The organism is 'Fragaria x ananassa' phyllody phytoplasma (assembly GCF_018274325.1).
GTDB lineage: Bacteria > Bacillota_I > Bacilli_A > Acholeplasmatales > Acholeplasmataceae > Phytoplasma.
The window spans coordinates 1-17049 of the sequence record NZ_JAGVRH010000009.1; the positions used below are offsets into that span (position 1 = coordinate 1).

Consider the following 17049-nt stretch of genomic DNA (forward strand, 5'->3'; position numbering starts at 1 on the left):
CTAACTATAAATATAAACCAATTTAAGAAATAATATTTTAATTATTTATTTTTTTAGTAGTTAGTTAATTTTCTTAATCTTTATTTTTTATTAGATAATTACGTAAAAAAATTATTTTATTTAAATTTTAATATTGACATAAATTTATTTTGAGTTACAATAAAAATAATTAATAGATAATTTGTTTTTTTAGAAAAAAATGTTGTTCTTAACTGGTTCCATTTTCGTGGAGCTTATACCGTTATAAATGTTAATTCCCAAAGCAAAAATAAATAACTTTCAAATTATTGAGTACTTATCACCTATTCCCCTACCTTTTGATGAAAAAAACGAACTCATTAGGCAAAATATCATAACTAAACTCCCAAATCGGAAAATTGGAAGTAAAACAAAAATCCTTAAACAAACAACTCAGCCATGCAGAAGATTTAAAAAAAAAATTTATTAGATTTTTAAATAGAAGGTTAGATCAAAACAAACAATCTCTGCCCTATCCTCCCTCAACTTCCTCTACGAAATTACCTCATCTGAGGGATAGGAATAAAAATAAAGGAGATTTAATTAATGTTTAAATCAAAAAAACAATTTAAAATAATTTATCTTTGTTTAATTGCTTTTTTAGGATTATTATTTATTTTTAATAATAATCAAATAACAGCATTGGAAAACGAAAATATATGTAATCGAAATATGAAAATTCATAATATTTTTGTTGAAAAAGAAGAAGATATTTTGTCTTATATTATAAGGGAAAATATTTATCAAGGTTTTAATTATTTAACTTTAGATTATCCATGTTATAACGGGGATAACAGTAAATATGATATTTGTTGGCGCATCAAAAATCCTCCTCATAATTTATTATTTGTTTTTTTTGACAAAGGGAAAAGATATAAAAAAGATTATATTTATACTTTAAAAGAATTACAAAATTTAGGAAACGGCGCTGAAAATTTATATATAATTTGGTTAAAAAAATCATTAGATTTAAAAATAAAAAATAAAATTCAAAAAGATAATATAAATAAAGAAATATTTCAACAATTAGAAATAAAATTTAAAGAAATTGAAATAGAAAAATTAAATATTAAATTAAATTTGTCTAAAGAAAATAAATCAAAACAAGAAAAAGAAATACAACAAATTCAAGAAGAATTAACCAGAAATAGAAATACCAATGAAGCATTAATCAACCAATTAAATATCAACCAAAATAAAATAATAAAAGGGTTAAAATCAAAAATTAAAAATCTAGAAAACAATGAAACTCAAATACAAGAAATTATTAAACAAAAAGATGAAGAAATAGATAAATTAAAACAAAAAACCGAAAAACAAGCCGAAAAAATCTTAAAACTAACAGCTGAAATTGAAGATAATATGGAAACTTTCAAAAAACAAATTGAAATAATAAAACAATTAGAAAGCAAAATAGTTGTTTTGGAAAGCGCAAATGGTATATTAGGAACTAAAAACAAAGAATTAGAATTTGAAATTAATAAAACCAAAAATCAATTAACAAAAAAAGAAGAAATTTGTGAAGAAAGGAAATTAGTTTTAGAAAAAAATAAAATAGAATCTTTAAAACTACAAAATAATATAAAACAATTGCAAAAAGAATTAAATCAAAAAACAAATACTTATATGGGTATTTTTAATTCATTATATAAACAAATATTTTAATATTAAAATTATAAAATAAGTGAATAAATTTCAATAATTATATAAATTAGACTCTTTTCAGGGTCTTTTTCTTTTGCCTAAATCAAAACACAAACACACAACAATTGGTGAGATAATAATTACTAAAAATTAAAATTAATAAAAAAGAAAGGTGAACAAAATATGAAAAATAACAATCAACAAGAAATTAATGTTTATAATGTTACCAACCAATTGTTTAATTCACAATATTGATACTGATAAATATCAAATAACTAATATAAAAATTAATAAATTATTATATTATATTTAAATCACAATTTATCAATCCCCAAAAGTCCAACAAACTTTAATTAAAAAAGGTTTCCTTATCAGCATGTCGCGCAAAGCAACTCCTAGAGATAACGCAGTTATTGAAAACTTATTTGGTAAAATGAAAAATATTTTACTTTATCGCGATCTTTTTTTATTCTAAAAATCTCCAGCAAAAATAAGTAAAATCATTAACCAAATTCCCACCTATCCAATGTTTTTAAAATTTAAGATAAAATATTTAAAAAAATATCTTTTGAAACTAACAAATTATGAAAAAATATTAGACACATTTTAATCTAATCAAAATGTCTTGTTAGTTTGAAAAGATATGAAATTATTGACTTAATTTTAAGTCTTAAAGAACCATTTTAAAGACAAAAATTGTCTAAAAAAAAGGAACAGCGCAAATTAGCTGCAATAATAAACATAAAAATATCATTAAAAAAGTTATTTGATAAAATTTGTTTTTACATTTTTGAATATACACAATATCATATTTTTGTTGGATGATTTTGTTTTTTGCATTAACCATACAAAAAGATAAAAATAAAAATATTGTTACAATAATAAAAAAAATCATAGTTAACCCAAATACCTTTAGGGTATCGCTTCGAAATAAGTCTGGCATTTTTTCAAGATAAGGATATAAATCTGGATTATAACGACCTATTAACAAGGAAATCAAAAAATATATTAAAGGATAAGTTATGCCAATATAAAATTTTTTAATATTAATTAAACTATCGTCAATAAAAAAATAATAAAATAAAAAAGCCGAAGTTAAAATTTTGTGTTCCATGAAATAAATATGTTTTTCTTCAGGAAATAATAAACAAAAAAATATAATAACAAAACAATTCATTAAACATATAAAACTTAAATAAGGATAAATTTTTAATTTTTTAAATTGATGATGTAAAGATAACAACAAAAAAACATTAATCAATAATGTATTTTGTTTACTAAATAACCCTAAAGAGCAACATTTTCTACCATTATTAACAGCTTCATGCATACTAAAAAGAGTAATAAAACATGAAATTAAAACAATTAAAGGAAAATTAATTACTTTTTTGGGATAATGTTTTAAATTATTTATTTTCATATAATCATAACAACCTTTTTATTATTTTTTTTTTAATCCATATTGTTAAAAATTTAAAATATTTTATATGTTTTTTTTATATTTTTTATTTAAAATCAAAATTTTTGAACTTGTTGTTTATTTATGTTTATTCATCTATAAAAAATTTAATCATATATTACTCTTTTATTTACCTTAAAAATATCTTTTTTTAAAAACTTTTGATGAATAAACTTGAATATGTTACACTATTGGTAGTTAATTGCAGTCAATTTAATGGTATTATTTATGTTTTTTTAATTTATTATTTGTTTTTTATTTTCTATGTTCTATTGCTATTTTCTTTTTTATAAATTTTTACAAATACAAAAATAATATAATTAATATAATAATGCAAAATAATACAAATATTTTTTTATATTTAAAATACATACAACAATCAAAAATTCTGAGGCTCAAAATAACTAATGATTTGAAATCCTTTTTCGGGTTGTGGTAAAAAAAAAATTATATAAACACCATTTAGCTACCAAATAAGGAGTAAAATAATAATGAAAATAGGTTTTTTTATTGATGGTTATGAACCTTTAGTTGGAGGTGTCATAGTTTCTGCTAAAGCTTTGAGAGAAGGTTTGGAAGAATTAGGTCATGAAGTGTTTATTATCACTTTAGAAATCTCTCCAAAGCAAGAAGAAAAAGATCCTAATATCATTAGATTTAAAGGAATTCCTATACCTTTTAATCCATCTTTTAAAGGTTATCGTTATATTTTTAGATATAAAAAACATTTACTACAAATAAAATCACTAAATTTAGATATAATTCATATTCATACTGAAGTAGCTATGGGTAAATTAGGACTTTATGCTAAAAAAGAATTAAAAATACCTGCTGTTTATACAATGCATTCTTTTTATGAATTATCTATGCACAATATTTCACCTTTTTTGGCTAAATATTTTAAAAATTTCTTATTACAAAAAATTATTAAACTTTATTATAAATTCATTTCACAAACAGATATTACCATTGTTCCTTCAAAAAAAAATCTTGAATATGTTCAAAAAAAATATCAAATAAAAGGTGATTATCATATTGTTCCTACACAACTTAATTTAGCTTCTTTTTATCCAGAAAATAATTCTAAAACTCAAATTGAAAATTTAAAAATTAGGTTAGGTTTGAAAAATTACTTTGTATGTCTTTATGTTGGACGACTTTCTCTTGAAAAAGAAATCGATTATTTAATGGATGCTTTTGCTGTGTTTAATCAAAAAAATCCTCAGAGTAAATTTCTTTTAATAGGAGACGGACCTATGATAGGTAATTTGCGTAAACAATCTCAAGTTCTAGGAATTTCAAATAATGTAATTTTTAATGGTTTTGTGGCTTATCAAAATTTAGGGTTATATTATCAATTAGGGGATGTTTTTATCAATGCTTCTTTATATGAAACTCAAGGATTAACTTATATCGAAGCTTTAGCTGCTGCTTTGCCTTCAATTGTTAGATATGATATAGTTTTGGAAAAAGTAATTAAAAACAAGAAAAATGGGTTTTTTTTTCAAACCAAAGAAGAATTAATTCAAATATTGGATCAATTGTATCGTAATCCTCAAGAATGCCAAAAAATATCTCTTCAAACTCAAAAATCTATTTTACATTATGACCGAAAACATTTTGCACAAAAAGTAGTTAATATATATCAACAAATAATTAATAAATATAAATAATTTTTTTAAGTTGATATCTATTGAGTTGTTGTTGCAAACTAAAAAATAAATTACTAGTTTTTGCAAAAAGATTGTTCAAAACAATTTCAAATAGTGATTAAAAAATATTTTTTATTTATTTTTTTTTATATAAAGTGTTTAATTTCGGGGTGCAGTTAGATTATATATAATTATTACTTGATTTTATTTATATAATTGAAATAAAAAAATTGATGAATCAAGAAGGGAAAATAAAATAATGTTAAAAATAGGAATTTTTACTGATTGTTATGATCCTGGGATTGGCGGAATCCAAACTTCTATTAAAATGTTAAAAAGTAGTTTAGAAAATTTAGGACATCAAGTATATATATTTACTTCAGAAACAACTAATAAACAAGTACCAAAAGAAAATTTTGTAACTAGAATTCAAGGAATTAAATTATTTAGAAATCTGGTACCAGATTATAAAATAATTTTTAATTTTTCCAAATATTTATCACAAATAAAACTTTTAAAACTAGATATTATTCATATTCATACAGAATTTTCCATGAGTCAATTAGGTCTTTATATACACAAAAAATTACAAATACCTGCTGTTTATACGATGCATACTATGCATAAATGTTTTTTGCAAAAAAGTCATTTGCCAGTGTGGATTCAAAAACTATTGTTTATTTATATTAAAAAAAGAATTAAAAAACTTGTTACAAAAACAAATATAACAATTGTTCCTACTAAAAAAATTCTTATTTTGATGCAAGAAAATTACCAAATTTCTGGAAATTACAAAATTATGCCTACAGGATTGAATTTAACAAATTTTTATAAAGAAAATTATTCATTAAATCGTATTAACACTTTAAAAGATAAATTAAATTTGCAAGATTTCTTTGTTTGTCTTTATGTTGGCAGACTTTCTCCTGAGAAAGAAATTAATTATTTAATTGATGCTTTTGCGGAACTTAATTGTGTCAATTTTCAAACTAAATTTCTTATTATTGGTGATGGTCCTGAAAAGAAAAATTTAATCAAACAAGCTAAAAAATTAGGTATTAGTGATAAAGTTATTTTTTTAGGTTTCATTCCTTATGAGCAATTAGGAGTGTATTATCAATTAGGAGATGTTTTTATCAACGCTTCTTTATTTGAAACTCAAGGATTAACTTATATTGAGGCTTTAGCTGCTTCATTGCCTTTGATAGTACGTTATGATCAGGTTTTATCAAATGTTATTAAAGATGGTCAAAATGGTTTTTTTTATTGCCAAAAGAATGAACTAGTACAACTTTTAATAAAGTTATCTCATTCCAAAGAATTATGTGTGAATTTATCTAATCAAACAAGACAAGTAGTTATATTTTATTCCCAGGAAAACTTTGGAGCCAATATTTTAAAACTTTATCTTGATGTTATAACAAAATATCAACAATATCAACAAAATAATTAAACATTGATAAAAGTAATAAAAAAATCACAATATTCAGTTTTTTTGTATTATTTATAATTTTTTTTTGTATAATTATAAATGGTATTGTTTTGTTTTCATCATTAACAATAAAAAAACAAACAAAAGCAAACTTATAAATATTTTTTATGTTATTTTGTGTTTTATTTATATGCCAAATATGTGAAAAGAAGAATTTTTCTCTCGCCTGATTAATCTTGTAATTGATTTTTGGGCAAATAGCACACAAATATTTAATTTTTTGAAATTAAATATATTTTTATTTTTAGTGCTATTATTTTTATTTTTAAGAGAAATGCTTTTTGAATATGCATTTCTTTTTTTTGTTTATTTCGCGATAATTTTTTGCAAAAATAATTTTGAAAAATTTGAAATTTGTTAAGCTTTAGTGAAAAAACAACACACTTTATAAAAATAAAAGGAGGGTTTAAATATTAAATTTCCTAAATCAAAATTAAAAAAAAGACCTAATAATGAAGATTTATATAATGAGAAAATTCCACAAGGAAAATATTTAATCATTGATGAAAAAGGAGAAAAATTAGGCATTTTTAACCAAAACGAAGCTTTAAAATTATCAGAACAAAAAGAAATTGATATTGTAGTAGTTAATGCTGATGCCGTTCCAATGGTAGCTCGTTTAATGAATTATCAAAAACATCGTTATAATCAACAGAAAAAAAATCGTGCAGCTAAAAAAAATAATTCTATTAGTGTTTTAAAAGAAATTCGTTTAAGTCCTACTATTGATACTCATGATTTAAATACTAAAGTAAAACAAATTCAAAAATTTTTAAAACAAGGTGATAAAGTGAAAATTAGTATGCGTTTTCGCGGTCGTATGATTAAAAATCACCAATTAGGAGAAGTGATTTTACAAAAAATTATTAAAGATTTAACAAGTTTGAGTCAAATAGAAAGTCCTTTAAAGTTACAAGGGAATCAATTTATAGTTACCTTGTCTCCTTTGAAATAAAAATTATTGGAATTGGATTAAATTATTATAAATTAATTAAGAAAGGTTAAGTGATCATCCAATGATTAAAAAAAAATCTCATAGTGGTTTAAAAAAACGTATTAAAATTACTAAAAAGAAAAAATTATTAAGAGGTCATGCTTATAAAAATCACCTTGCAGCATCAAAAACTACTAAACAAAATAGACAATTAAGAGGCGTTGTATGCGTATCTGCTTCAGATTATAAAAGAATCAAACCTCTTATTAGAGGTTTATAGAAAGGATTTAAATTATGGCTAAAATTAGTTTTACACCAGCAAGACATCAACGTCGCAAAAAAGTTTTAAAAATGGCAAAAGGCTATTTTGGTTCTAAAAGTACTCTTTACAAAACAGCTCATGAACAAGTAATGCGTTCTTTGCAATACGCTTATAGAGATCGTAAACAAAGAAAAAGAGATTTTCGTAAATTATGGATTTCTCGTATTAATGCAGGTTCTATGTTATTGGGAATGAAATACTCTCGTTTTATGTATGGTCTTGTTTTGGCTAAAGTAGATGTGAATCGCAAAATTTTAGCAGATTTAGCTTATCAACAACCAGATGTTTTTGCCCAATATGTTAAATTATCCCAAGCATCTTTAGAACAATTAAAACAAGAATCAAACATTACTAAAAACACTCCAACAGCAGAAATCAATCCTAAACAAGAACAAATATTGCAATCAAAGAGTCAAATAGCAAAACCATCTATTAAAACAGAATTTTTAAAAACTCAAAAATCTACATCTTTTGTGCAAAATAAAGGATCTAAAAATATTGTGGTGTCACCAAAACAAAATTCTGATGCAACCGTTAAATTGGATTATGAAAAAGAAGTATATGTAGAAAAATCTAATTTATCTCACCTTATTTCTGATAAGAAAAATAAACCTCTTGCTTCTAAATCGTCCTTTGATAAATTATCTCAAATGACATTTGCTGATTTAAAACAATTAGCCAAGGAACATCAAGTTACTCAAGTTTACAAATTAAAAAAAAATGAAATTATTGATATTTTAACAAAAAAAATTATTAAATAAAATCATTATACACTTCCATGAAATAAATATTTTTGGGTTTTTTTTAAGGCAAATAATATTCATTTGTATCTTATATTTTTTAAAAAAATTAAGGAGTAGATAACATGAATCAAATAAAAAAAAGAAAAAAGTTTAATTTAGGCTCTATTTTAGTAGCTATTTTGTTTCTTGCAGTAGCATGTTTTTGTTATTTTGATAGTATTTTTGAGATTCCAGGAATAACTAAATCAATACATTTAGGAACAGTTTTTTTAGGAATTTTTTTACTTTTATTTACTTATTTAATAGTTTTTCAAAAATATAAAAAAACTCTTGGAAGAACGCGTTTTATTTTCGCTTTTGAAACCTTATTATTTGTATTAATTATTTTAACAGGTTTTTTACTCCCAGGATTAGCTATTTTAGATGTTGATCAACTTCACCACGATCATCCTTTAATGTTTGTTTTTACTAATTTTAATAAATGTTTGGCCATCCTTTTTTTATTACATGGTTTGATTAGCTTATATATTGAATATTTTAAAAAAGATAACATTTACTTGTTTACTTTATATCTTTTAATGTTTAGTTTTGGTTGTTACGGTTTAAATACTCCTATATTTCAAAACGCTAGAGCCATTATTTTAAAAACATTATCTTTGTTATCTTTTGTAAAATTTCTTTATTTAACTTTTATAGAAATTAAAAAAATGAAAAATCATGTTTCTCATGATAAACAAGGAGTTTTAAAAAATGATTGATTTAGTTACTTTGTTAAAGGATTTATCCATGTTAAATTGTATTCCTGTCAGGAAAAAGAAGTTTCTAAATATGTTTTTAATTGAATTAAAAATAAAGTAAATGTTGTTGAATATGATAATTTGGGTTCTGTAATTTCTCGCAAAGGAACTTCTAGGTTCTCGCATTATGTTTGCAGGTCATTTAAATGAAATTGGTTTGGTAGTGACTCAAATTACTTCTTGAAGGATTTTTAAAATTTCAAACTCTTAGAGTTGGTTTTCGCAAGTAATGTTGACTCAAGTTTGTAACTTTAATACTTAACAAAGGACTTTGAAAGCAGTTACTGATTGCAAACCGCCACATATTATTATGACTTTTCATGAAAGAAATCTTATGGTAGAAATCTCTTCGATGTATTTAGATGCTATTGCTGTTGATACCGGTATTGCCAATGATATTCCAGATTGAGATAAATAAGCCCGCGCACTAGGTAAAGGATTACAAGTTTTAGTATATGATAGTGGGTTAAAGACGCACCGAGGATTACGTAAATTATTTTTAGAAATTATTGTAAAAAATTAAATTCCTATCAAAGAAGTTGGCGGTAATGTTGGAAGTATTGATGCTGCAAAAATATCTTTTTGATCAGGGTAAATAATTTTATTATTCAAATATTCTTGTTGTAAAAATTTAACTTTTTTTTTGAAAATAAAGTTTCTTTTGTTCTAAAGAAATTATTCTTTGCCACATTATTTGTTCCTCTGTTCGCTATATTTCATTCTCACACTTATGTAGTTCATAAGAAGGATATTCAAAATACTATTAAACTTGTAATTTCATTAGTTAATCAATTAGATGAAACAAAAGTACAAAAAATTTCATTTTAATAAACTATTACCACCAAAATTAAATTAATTTTAATCAACAAACTAAATTATTAATGACAATAATTTAGTTTGTTTCTTTTAAATATAAGATAATTTTATTGTAATTATAAATGTATTGTCTAAAACATGTTTTTTTAGAGTATAATATTATTAAGTGATTATTATTTTTTTTGAAGGAGAAATGTAAAATAATGATTTTAGAAAAAATTAAAATTTTAATTGCTAATCAATTATCTTTGGAACCTAATATAATTACTTTAAAAACACGTTTTAAAGAAGATTTAGGACTTGATTCACTTGATGCTTTAGAACTAGTGATGGAAGTAGAAAAAATCTTTAACATTAGTATTAGTGATGTTGTTTTACAAAATTTCAAAACAGTAGAAGATATAGTAGTCTATATCACTAATAATAATTCTTAATTTTGATAGCATTATTTCTATAAATATTTTTCTTGTTGATTGTTTTTTTGTGGCTATAATAAAGTTTTTAACTTTTGCAATATTAATGATAAAATTAACAAAATAACAATTAGAAGGTTTTCGATAGTGACTAAGTTAAATTATGATTTTAAAAAAATAGAACATAAATGGCAATTTTATTGGCAACAAAATAAAGTTTTTAAAACTCAAAATAATTATAATAAAAAAAAATTTTATTGTTTGGATATGTTTCCTTATCCTTCTTCAGAAGGATTGCATATTGGACATATCGAAGGTTATACCGCCACTGATATTGTGAGTCGTTTTAAAAGGATGCAGCAATATAATGTTTTTCATCCTTTTGGATGGGATTCTTTTGGTTTGCCAGCAGAACAATATGCTTTAAATACTGGTAAAAACCCTAGTACTTTTACTTATGACAATATTAGTAATTTCAAAAAACAAATTCAAAGTATGGGAAAAGCTGCTGATTGGGATAAAGAATTAGCAACTTCTGACTCTTATTTTTATAAGTGGACTCAATGGATTTTTAAAAAACTTTATGAAAATAAATTGGCTGTTTTAGAAAATATAGAAGTAAACTTTTGTCCTAAATTAGGTACTGTTTTGGCCAACGAAGAAGTGATTTCTAATGAAAAAGGTCTTTTTTCAGAAAGAGGGAATCACCCTATTATCAAAAAAAAGATGCAACAATGGGTTGTAAAAATTACTAATTATGCAGAAAGACTTTTAAATGATTTAGAATTAGTGGATTGGCCTGATAATCTTAAAGAAATGCAAATTAATTGGATTGGCAAAACTTCAGGAGTACTTGTGTCTTTTGTTTCTTCTAAACAAAATATTTGTTTAAAAGCTTTTACTACACGTCCTGATACTCTTTTTGGTGTTACTTTTTTAGTTATTTCTCCTGAACATCCGTTAGTGCTCAAACTTACTGATAAACAACAACAGCAACAAGTTAATGATTATTTAACATATGTAAAACAAAAAAAAGATTTAGAAAGAAGTGCTAATAAAGAAAAAACTGGTGTTTTTACTGGTAGTTATGCTATTAACCCTTGCAATAATCAAAAAATCCCTATTTGGATTGCTGATTATGTTTTACCTCATTTTGGTACAGGGATTTTAATGGCAGTCCCTTGTCATGATCAAAGAGATTTTGAATTTGCTCAAAAATATAATTTAAAAATGATTCCAGTTATTCAAGCTCCTGCTACTTACTATCTTTCTTCTGAAGAAAATAACTTAAATGGTCAAATGATTAAAGCTTTTGAAGGATATGGCATACATATTAATAGTGTTTTTTTAAATGGTCTTGATAACAAACAAGCGGAAACTAAAATGATTCAATTTCTTCAAAAACACCATCTTGGCAATCTACATCATACTTATAAATTACATGATTGGGTTTTTTCGCGTCAAAGATATTGGGGTGAACCATTCCCTATTTTTTATGATAGTACCAATAGCATTCATACTATTGACGACTCCCTTTTGCCTTTAGAATTGCCTATTTTAGATAAAATCATTCCTTCAGGAACAGGAGAATCTCCTTTATCTAAAGCACATTTTTGGTTATATTTTGAAAAAAATGGTCAAAAATATCGTAGAGATTCTAATACTATGCCTCAATTAGCAGGTAGTTCTTGGTATTATATTGGTTATATTTTAAAAAACTATTTAGGAATGATTCCTTTAAATACCGTTGAAGCTAAAAAATTACTAGATTATTTTTTACCAGTTGATTTATATGTTGGTGGGGCAGAACATGCTGTAGGTCATTTGTTGTATGCTCGTTTTTGGCATAAATTTTTATATGATTTAGGATTAGTTTCTTTGAAAGAGCCTTTTCAAAAATTAGTCAATCAAGGTATTATTTTAGGACACGATCATACTAAAATGTCTAAATCTAAAGGCAATGGCGTTAGTGCTTCTAGTATGCTTGATAAGTGTGGTGCCGATGTTTTAAGACTTTATGTTATGTTTATGGGACCTTTAGAAGAAATTAAAAGTTGGCATGAAAAAGGTTTAAAAGGCATTCAGCGTTTTTTAAATAGAGTTTATCATATGTTTTCTTTTGAAATAACTAATCAAAATCAAGCAAATTTAGACCCTTTATTACATCAAACAATTAAACAAGTGACTCAAGATTATGAGAAATTAAAGTTTAATAAAGTTATTAGTCAATTAATGATTTTCGTTAATCAAATTTATCAAGAGCATAAAATAGGAAAAAGGCAAATTCAAATTTTTTTACAAATATTAAACCCTATTGCCCCTCATATTACTGAAGAAATGAATCAAGTTTTTTTAAACAACAATCAACAATTAGTAAATATGGAATGGCCTTCATATGATCCTCAATATTTACAAACAAAAGAATGCAAAGTAGTAGTTCAAGTAAATAGCAAAATAAGAGCAGTTTTAGAAACATCTTGCAATACCCCTTTAGAACAAATTAAAGTTTTAGCTTTAAAAGAACCAAAAGTGCATCAATTCATTTATCAAAAAAATATTGTTAAAATGATTTATATTTCTAATAAAGTGTTAAATATAATAGTTGCTTAATTAAAATTATTTGATAATTTTTTTGTTAATTACATTTTTAGCAATAATTTTATTTTTTTTCTAATTTTTTTTTTTTTTGTTGTTCTTCAAAATAATTTATTTCCTGGTTTGATTTTTTTATTTCTGAAATATCCTAAAAATTTAAAAAATAAAAAAATATCAAAAATTACATCAAAATTTTGAAGAAAGAAAAAGGTAATTTAACATGAAATTAAATAAAAAAGGACTTTTAATAGTGCTTTCAGGACCTTCAGGAGTGGGGAAAGCCACTGTTAGAAAAGCTTTATTTGAAATGACTAACCATAATTTTGTTTATTCTATTTCAGCTACTACAAGGTCACCTCGTTTAGACGAACAAGAAGGAAAAGATTATTATTTTCTAACTAAAGAAGAATTTGAATCAGGCATCAAAAAGAATCAATTTTTAGAATGGGCCAAATTTATTGATTATTATTATGGTACTCCTCGTCAACAAATCCAAGATTATTTAAAAGCAGGTAAAGAAGTTTTTTTAGAAATAGAAGTAGAAGGGGCTACTCAATTAAGAAAAAAAAGAATTCCTAACGCTGTTTTTATTTTTTTGGTACCGCCAGAAAAAAAAGCTCTTTATGAACGTTTAAAAAAGAGAGGGACTGAAGCTCCAGAAAACATTAATAAAAGAATTATGAAAGCTAATAAAGAATTCCCATTGGCTTATAAATATGATTATATCGTGGTTAACGATGATGTTACAAACGCTGCTGATCGTATTATTGCCATTATTAGGGCTGAACACGCTAAAACAAAACGTAGTATTCGCAATTATTTAAAAATTTTGGAGGATAACGGTTATGCCGAACAGTAAAAAAATCAATAAGGATGGGTTAAGTTATCCTTCTATTGATAAATTATTAGATAAAATTAATTCTAAATATAAGTTAGTACATGTTTCAAGTAAAATAGCACATGTACTCGAAACTCAAAAAAAAATATTACCAGATTGTTTATGTCATAAAGAAATTGGTAAAGCTTTAGAGGAAATCATTCATGACAAAGTGGAATTTGTCTTTAAATAAAAAAAATTATCATTAATTTACCAAATTAAATACATATTGTTTTTTTAAATAATAGTTAAATTACAATGTTGATTTGTAATTTAACTATTATTATTATTATTTTAAACCCTAATAAAATTAATCAATAACTAATGCTAAAAGTTATTGATATATTAAAAAAATATTTTATCATCTTTTTAAAGGAGCAAATATTGATTTTTAAACATATTTCAGTTCTTAAAAAAGAAGCTATCGCTTTTTTAAACATTAATCCCAATGGTATTTATGTAGATGCTACTTTAGGACAAGGTGGTCATTCATTAGAAATTATCAAATATCTAAAAAATGGTTTTTTATATGCTTTTGATCAAGATTTAACAGCCTGCAAACAGGCTTATAAAAGTATATCACCTTATTTTCCAATTAACATTATTCATAGTAATTTCTCTTATTTAAAAGATAAACTAGCTGAAAAAAATGTTTTTCAAATAGATGGTATTTTATTGGATTTAGGATTGTCTTCTTGCCAAATTGATGATCCTCAAAGAGGTTTTAGTTATTTATATGATGTCCCTTTGGATATGAGGATGAATCAACAACAAAAACTAACAGCCCAAGATATTGTTAACAATTATTCTTTTCAAAAATTAAAAAGTATTTTTTGGTTTTATGGCGAAGAACCCAAAGCATCTTATATCGCTAAAGAAATCATTAAAAGAAGACCTTTGCATACATCTTATGATGTAGTAGCCATTACTGATCTTTTTTATCGTTATCATAAAGGACATAGTGCTAAAAAAATTTTTCAAGCTTTGCGTATTGAAGTTAATCAAGAATTAAAGGCATTAAAAAAAATTTTAATACAAAGCCTTGATTTACTTAAAAAACATGGTCGCATAGTTGTCATTAGTTTTCATTCTTTAGAGGATCGTATTGTAAAACATTTTTTTAAAAAAAACAGTATTGTCGATCTACCACAAAAATTTCCTATTATTGATTTGCCTTTTTCTCCCTTGAAACTTATTACTAAAAAAGTTTTTGTTCCCAGTCAAAATGAAATGCAACAAAATCCACGCAGTGTATCAGCTAAATTAAGAGTAGCTGAAAAAAAAATTAATATTTTAGAAAATTAAATATTAAATTATCTTTAGAGTTGTATTTAGTTATGTTACAATAATAATGTAAGTTATTATAATAACTTTTTTGTTTTTTTTGATAATAGATAGTATCCTTCCTTTCCTTTTGTCATACAAATAATTAAAAAAGTTTGGTTAACCAATCAGAAAATCATTAGATGGAGGTTTTAAATGGTTAAAACAGAAGGAATGACTAAATTTTTAATAACTGAAAAAAAAAATAGAAAATTTGTACTAGAAGGAAATCTATGGCAAGTTATTTTTTATTTCACTTTCCCTATTATTATTTATTGGGTTTTTCAAAATATATCTGATGTTATTGATATTTTGATTTTAAAAAGAAAATCTTTTCTCGATGCAACTATAACTTTTATTAGTCGGGTGCATTTATTCAAAGGTGTTTTTATTCCTTTTGGCATTTCAATAGCCACAGGAGGAGTTATTTTAGTAGGTCGCGCTTATGGAGAAAATAATATCGCCAAGATGCGCCTTTATTTAGCTAAAACTTTTCTTTTATCTATTTTAATATCATTGTTAGTTTCTTTTTTATGTATTTTTGTTTTTCAAAATCCTATTTTAAAATTTATTTTAAAGATTAGTACTATCCCACAAGAATATGCACAACAAAAACAATATTATAATTTGATTATTCTTTCTTTTGTTTGCATCATCATTAATACCGTATTTTTAAGTTTGGAACGAGCTAAGGGAAACAACAAAATTCCTCTTTTTTTAAATTTATTAAATGCTTTTAGTAAAATTATTTTATCTTTTGTGTTATTTAAATATTACCCTTTTATCGCCTCTTTAGCTTGGGCGACTTTTATTTCTAATTTTATTATTACTTTATTCGCTCTTTGGTTTTTGTTTTTTGACCTTCATAATCCCTTTAAAATTGTTTTTAAAAACTTACGTTTTGATCAAGAGTTTATGAAAAAAATTTCTAAATTAGCTATTCCTGTTTGCGCTAGCATTAGTGTTTATGGTTTAGGAAAATTGATTGTAAGTATTGTAGTTAGGGAGTTATATAACGGTGGTCCCGAAAACCTTACTAGTAGCCAAATTGGGGCTATTTTAACCTTAGCTATTGCAATCAATAATATATTTTATAATTTATTAAATTCTTTTTCTGATTCTCAAAATGCTATTATTTCTCAAAATTTAGGTCATAATAATCTTAATCGGGTTTTTGAAGCTTTTAAAAAAATTATTTTATGTATGTGTTTTTTTGCTTTAATAGGAACTTTAGTTAACTGTTTTGGCTATAAATTATTTTTACCGTTTTTTTATAATAAAGTTTGGGAGCAAATTCCTGATTTAGAAAGAGAAGCTTTCCGTAAATTGTTATTTTTTGAAACTACTAGTTTATGGTTATCTTGTGGCTCTATTATTTTATTTAATTTTTTAGTATCTTTTAAAAAAATCGCTCCTTCTTTTTACTTGAATTTTTTAAGATCTTTCTTTCGTATATGTTTTATCTTCCTTTTTTCTTCTGTTTGTTTAAATTGGGGCGTTACAGGTGTAGGTTTAAGTATTTTACTTAGTAATTTACTATGTTTTATCATTACCTTTACTATTTTTATTTCTTTTTATCTAAAATTAAAACGCGAAAAATCATTTGAACGAGATTAATTTATTGATAAAATGTTAAAAAAAGAGACTCGCAAAAGTCTCTTTTTATTTTTTATACTTTTATTTTTATTTTTTTTAGCATTGATTGATAAGCTCCACGAAAATGGAACCAGTTAAGAACAACATTTTTTTTAGAAAAAAAATATAATTTTTTTCTCAAAAAAAACAAATTGTTTATTGATTACTTTCATTATAACTCAAAATAGATTTATGTCAACATAAATATATATATATATATATTTATATTAATAGTATTTAAAGACATAACTAATATATTATACTCTTATATATTAGATTCTTGTCAATACTAAAATTTAAATAAAATAATTTTTTTACGTAATTATCTA

At 23.9% G+C, this 17049-nt stretch carries 15 protein-coding genes and 1 pseudogene; 15 read left to right on the top strand and 1 reads right to left on the bottom strand.

Going from position 1 to position 17049, the window contains the following annotated elements; genetic code table 11:
• Positions 1-564: 564 nt before the first annotated feature.
• Positions 565-1683: an SVM family protein gene (locus J8J04_RS02390; protein ID WP_212331922.1), complete on the top strand. Its 1119-nt coding sequence runs from the start codon at positions 565-567 to the stop codon at positions 1681-1683.
• Between the two features lie 298 nt (positions 1684-1981).
• Positions 1982-2272, top strand: a pseudogene (locus J8J04_RS03395) (hypothetical protein); the annotation flags it as partial.
• Between the two features lie 90 nt (positions 2273-2362).
• On the opposite strand, the gene J8J04_RS02400 reads toward J8J04_RS03395, so the two are convergent.
• Complete coding sequence (locus J8J04_RS02400; protein WP_212331923.1) at positions 2363-3082, bottom strand: hypothetical protein; 720 nt, start codon at positions 3080-3082, stop codon at positions 2363-2365.
• Positions 3083-3612: 530 nt separating this feature from the next.
• Here J8J04_RS02400 and J8J04_RS02405 point away from each other — a divergent pair.
• The 13 genes from J8J04_RS02405 to J8J04_RS02465 all read left to right on the top strand — a co-directional run bounded on the left by J8J04_RS02405 (position 3613) and on the right by J8J04_RS02465 (position 16702).
• The gene (locus J8J04_RS02405; RefSeq protein ID WP_212331925.1) at positions 3613-4794 is read left to right on the top strand and encodes a glycosyltransferase; all 1182 of its coding nucleotides are present in this window, start codon (positions 3613-3615) and stop codon (positions 4792-4794) included.
• 238 nt (positions 4795-5032) lie between these two features.
• Positions 5033-6226, top strand: coding sequence for a glycosyltransferase (locus J8J04_RS02410; RefSeq protein WP_212331928.1), 1194 nt, complete (start codon positions 5033-5035; stop codon positions 6224-6226).
• Between the two features lie 451 nt (positions 6227-6677).
• On the top strand, positions 6678-7220 hold the full coding sequence (gene infC, locus J8J04_RS02415; protein ID WP_212331962.1) for a translation initiation factor IF-3: 543 nt from the start codon (positions 6678-6680) through the stop codon (positions 7218-7220).
• A 61-nt stretch (positions 7221-7281) separates the two neighbouring features.
• Positions 7282-7479 carry a 50S ribosomal protein L35 gene (rpmI, locus tag J8J04_RS02420; protein ID WP_212331931.1) on the top strand — a complete coding sequence of 66 codons (198 nt, stop codon included), beginning with the start codon at positions 7282-7284 and terminating at the stop codon, positions 7477-7479.
• A 14-nt stretch (positions 7480-7493) separates the two neighbouring features.
• Entirely contained in the window at positions 7494-8282 is a 789-nt protein-coding gene (gene rplT / locus J8J04_RS02425) for a 50S ribosomal protein L20 (protein WP_212331934.1), read from the top strand.
• Between the two features lie 104 nt (positions 8283-8386).
• Positions 8387-9022 carry a hypothetical protein gene (locus J8J04_RS02430; protein WP_212331937.1) on the top strand — a complete coding sequence of 212 codons (636 nt, stop codon included), beginning with the start codon at positions 8387-8389 and terminating at the stop codon, positions 9020-9022.
• A 310-nt stretch (positions 9023-9332) separates the two neighbouring features.
• Entirely contained in the window at positions 9333-9470 is a 138-nt protein-coding gene (locus J8J04_RS02435) for a hypothetical protein (protein ID WP_212331940.1), read from the top strand.
• A 610-nt stretch (positions 9471-10080) separates the two neighbouring features.
• On the top strand, positions 10081-10311 hold the full coding sequence (gene acpP, locus J8J04_RS02440) for an acyl carrier protein (RefSeq protein ID WP_212331943.1): 231 nt from the start codon (positions 10081-10083) through the stop codon (positions 10309-10311).
• A 126-nt stretch (positions 10312-10437) separates the two neighbouring features.
• Entirely contained in the window at positions 10438-12900 is a 2463-nt protein-coding gene (gene leuS, locus J8J04_RS02445; RefSeq protein WP_212331946.1) for a leucine--tRNA ligase, read from the top strand.
• A gap of 205 nt (positions 12901-13105) precedes the next feature.
• The gene (gene gmk / locus J8J04_RS02450; RefSeq protein ID WP_212331949.1) at positions 13106-13744 is read left to right on the top strand and encodes a guanylate kinase; all 639 of its coding nucleotides are present in this window, start codon (positions 13106-13108) and stop codon (positions 13742-13744) included.
• Positions 13731-13955, top strand: coding sequence for a DNA-directed RNA polymerase subunit omega (gene rpoZ, locus J8J04_RS02455; protein ID WP_212331953.1), 225 nt, complete (start codon positions 13731-13733; stop codon positions 13953-13955). Before gmk ends, rpoZ begins: the two co-directional genes overlap by 14 nt.
• A 191-nt stretch (positions 13956-14146) precedes the next feature.
• Complete coding sequence (gene rsmH / locus J8J04_RS02460) at positions 14147-15067, top strand: 16S rRNA (cytosine(1402)-N(4))-methyltransferase RsmH (protein ID WP_212331956.1); 921 nt, start codon at positions 14147-14149, stop codon at positions 15065-15067.
• Between the two features lie 174 nt (positions 15068-15241).
• Complete coding sequence (locus J8J04_RS02465) at positions 15242-16702, top strand: MATE family efflux transporter (protein ID WP_212331959.1); 1461 nt, start codon at positions 15242-15244, stop codon at positions 16700-16702.
• Positions 16703-17049: the final 347 nt, after the last annotated feature.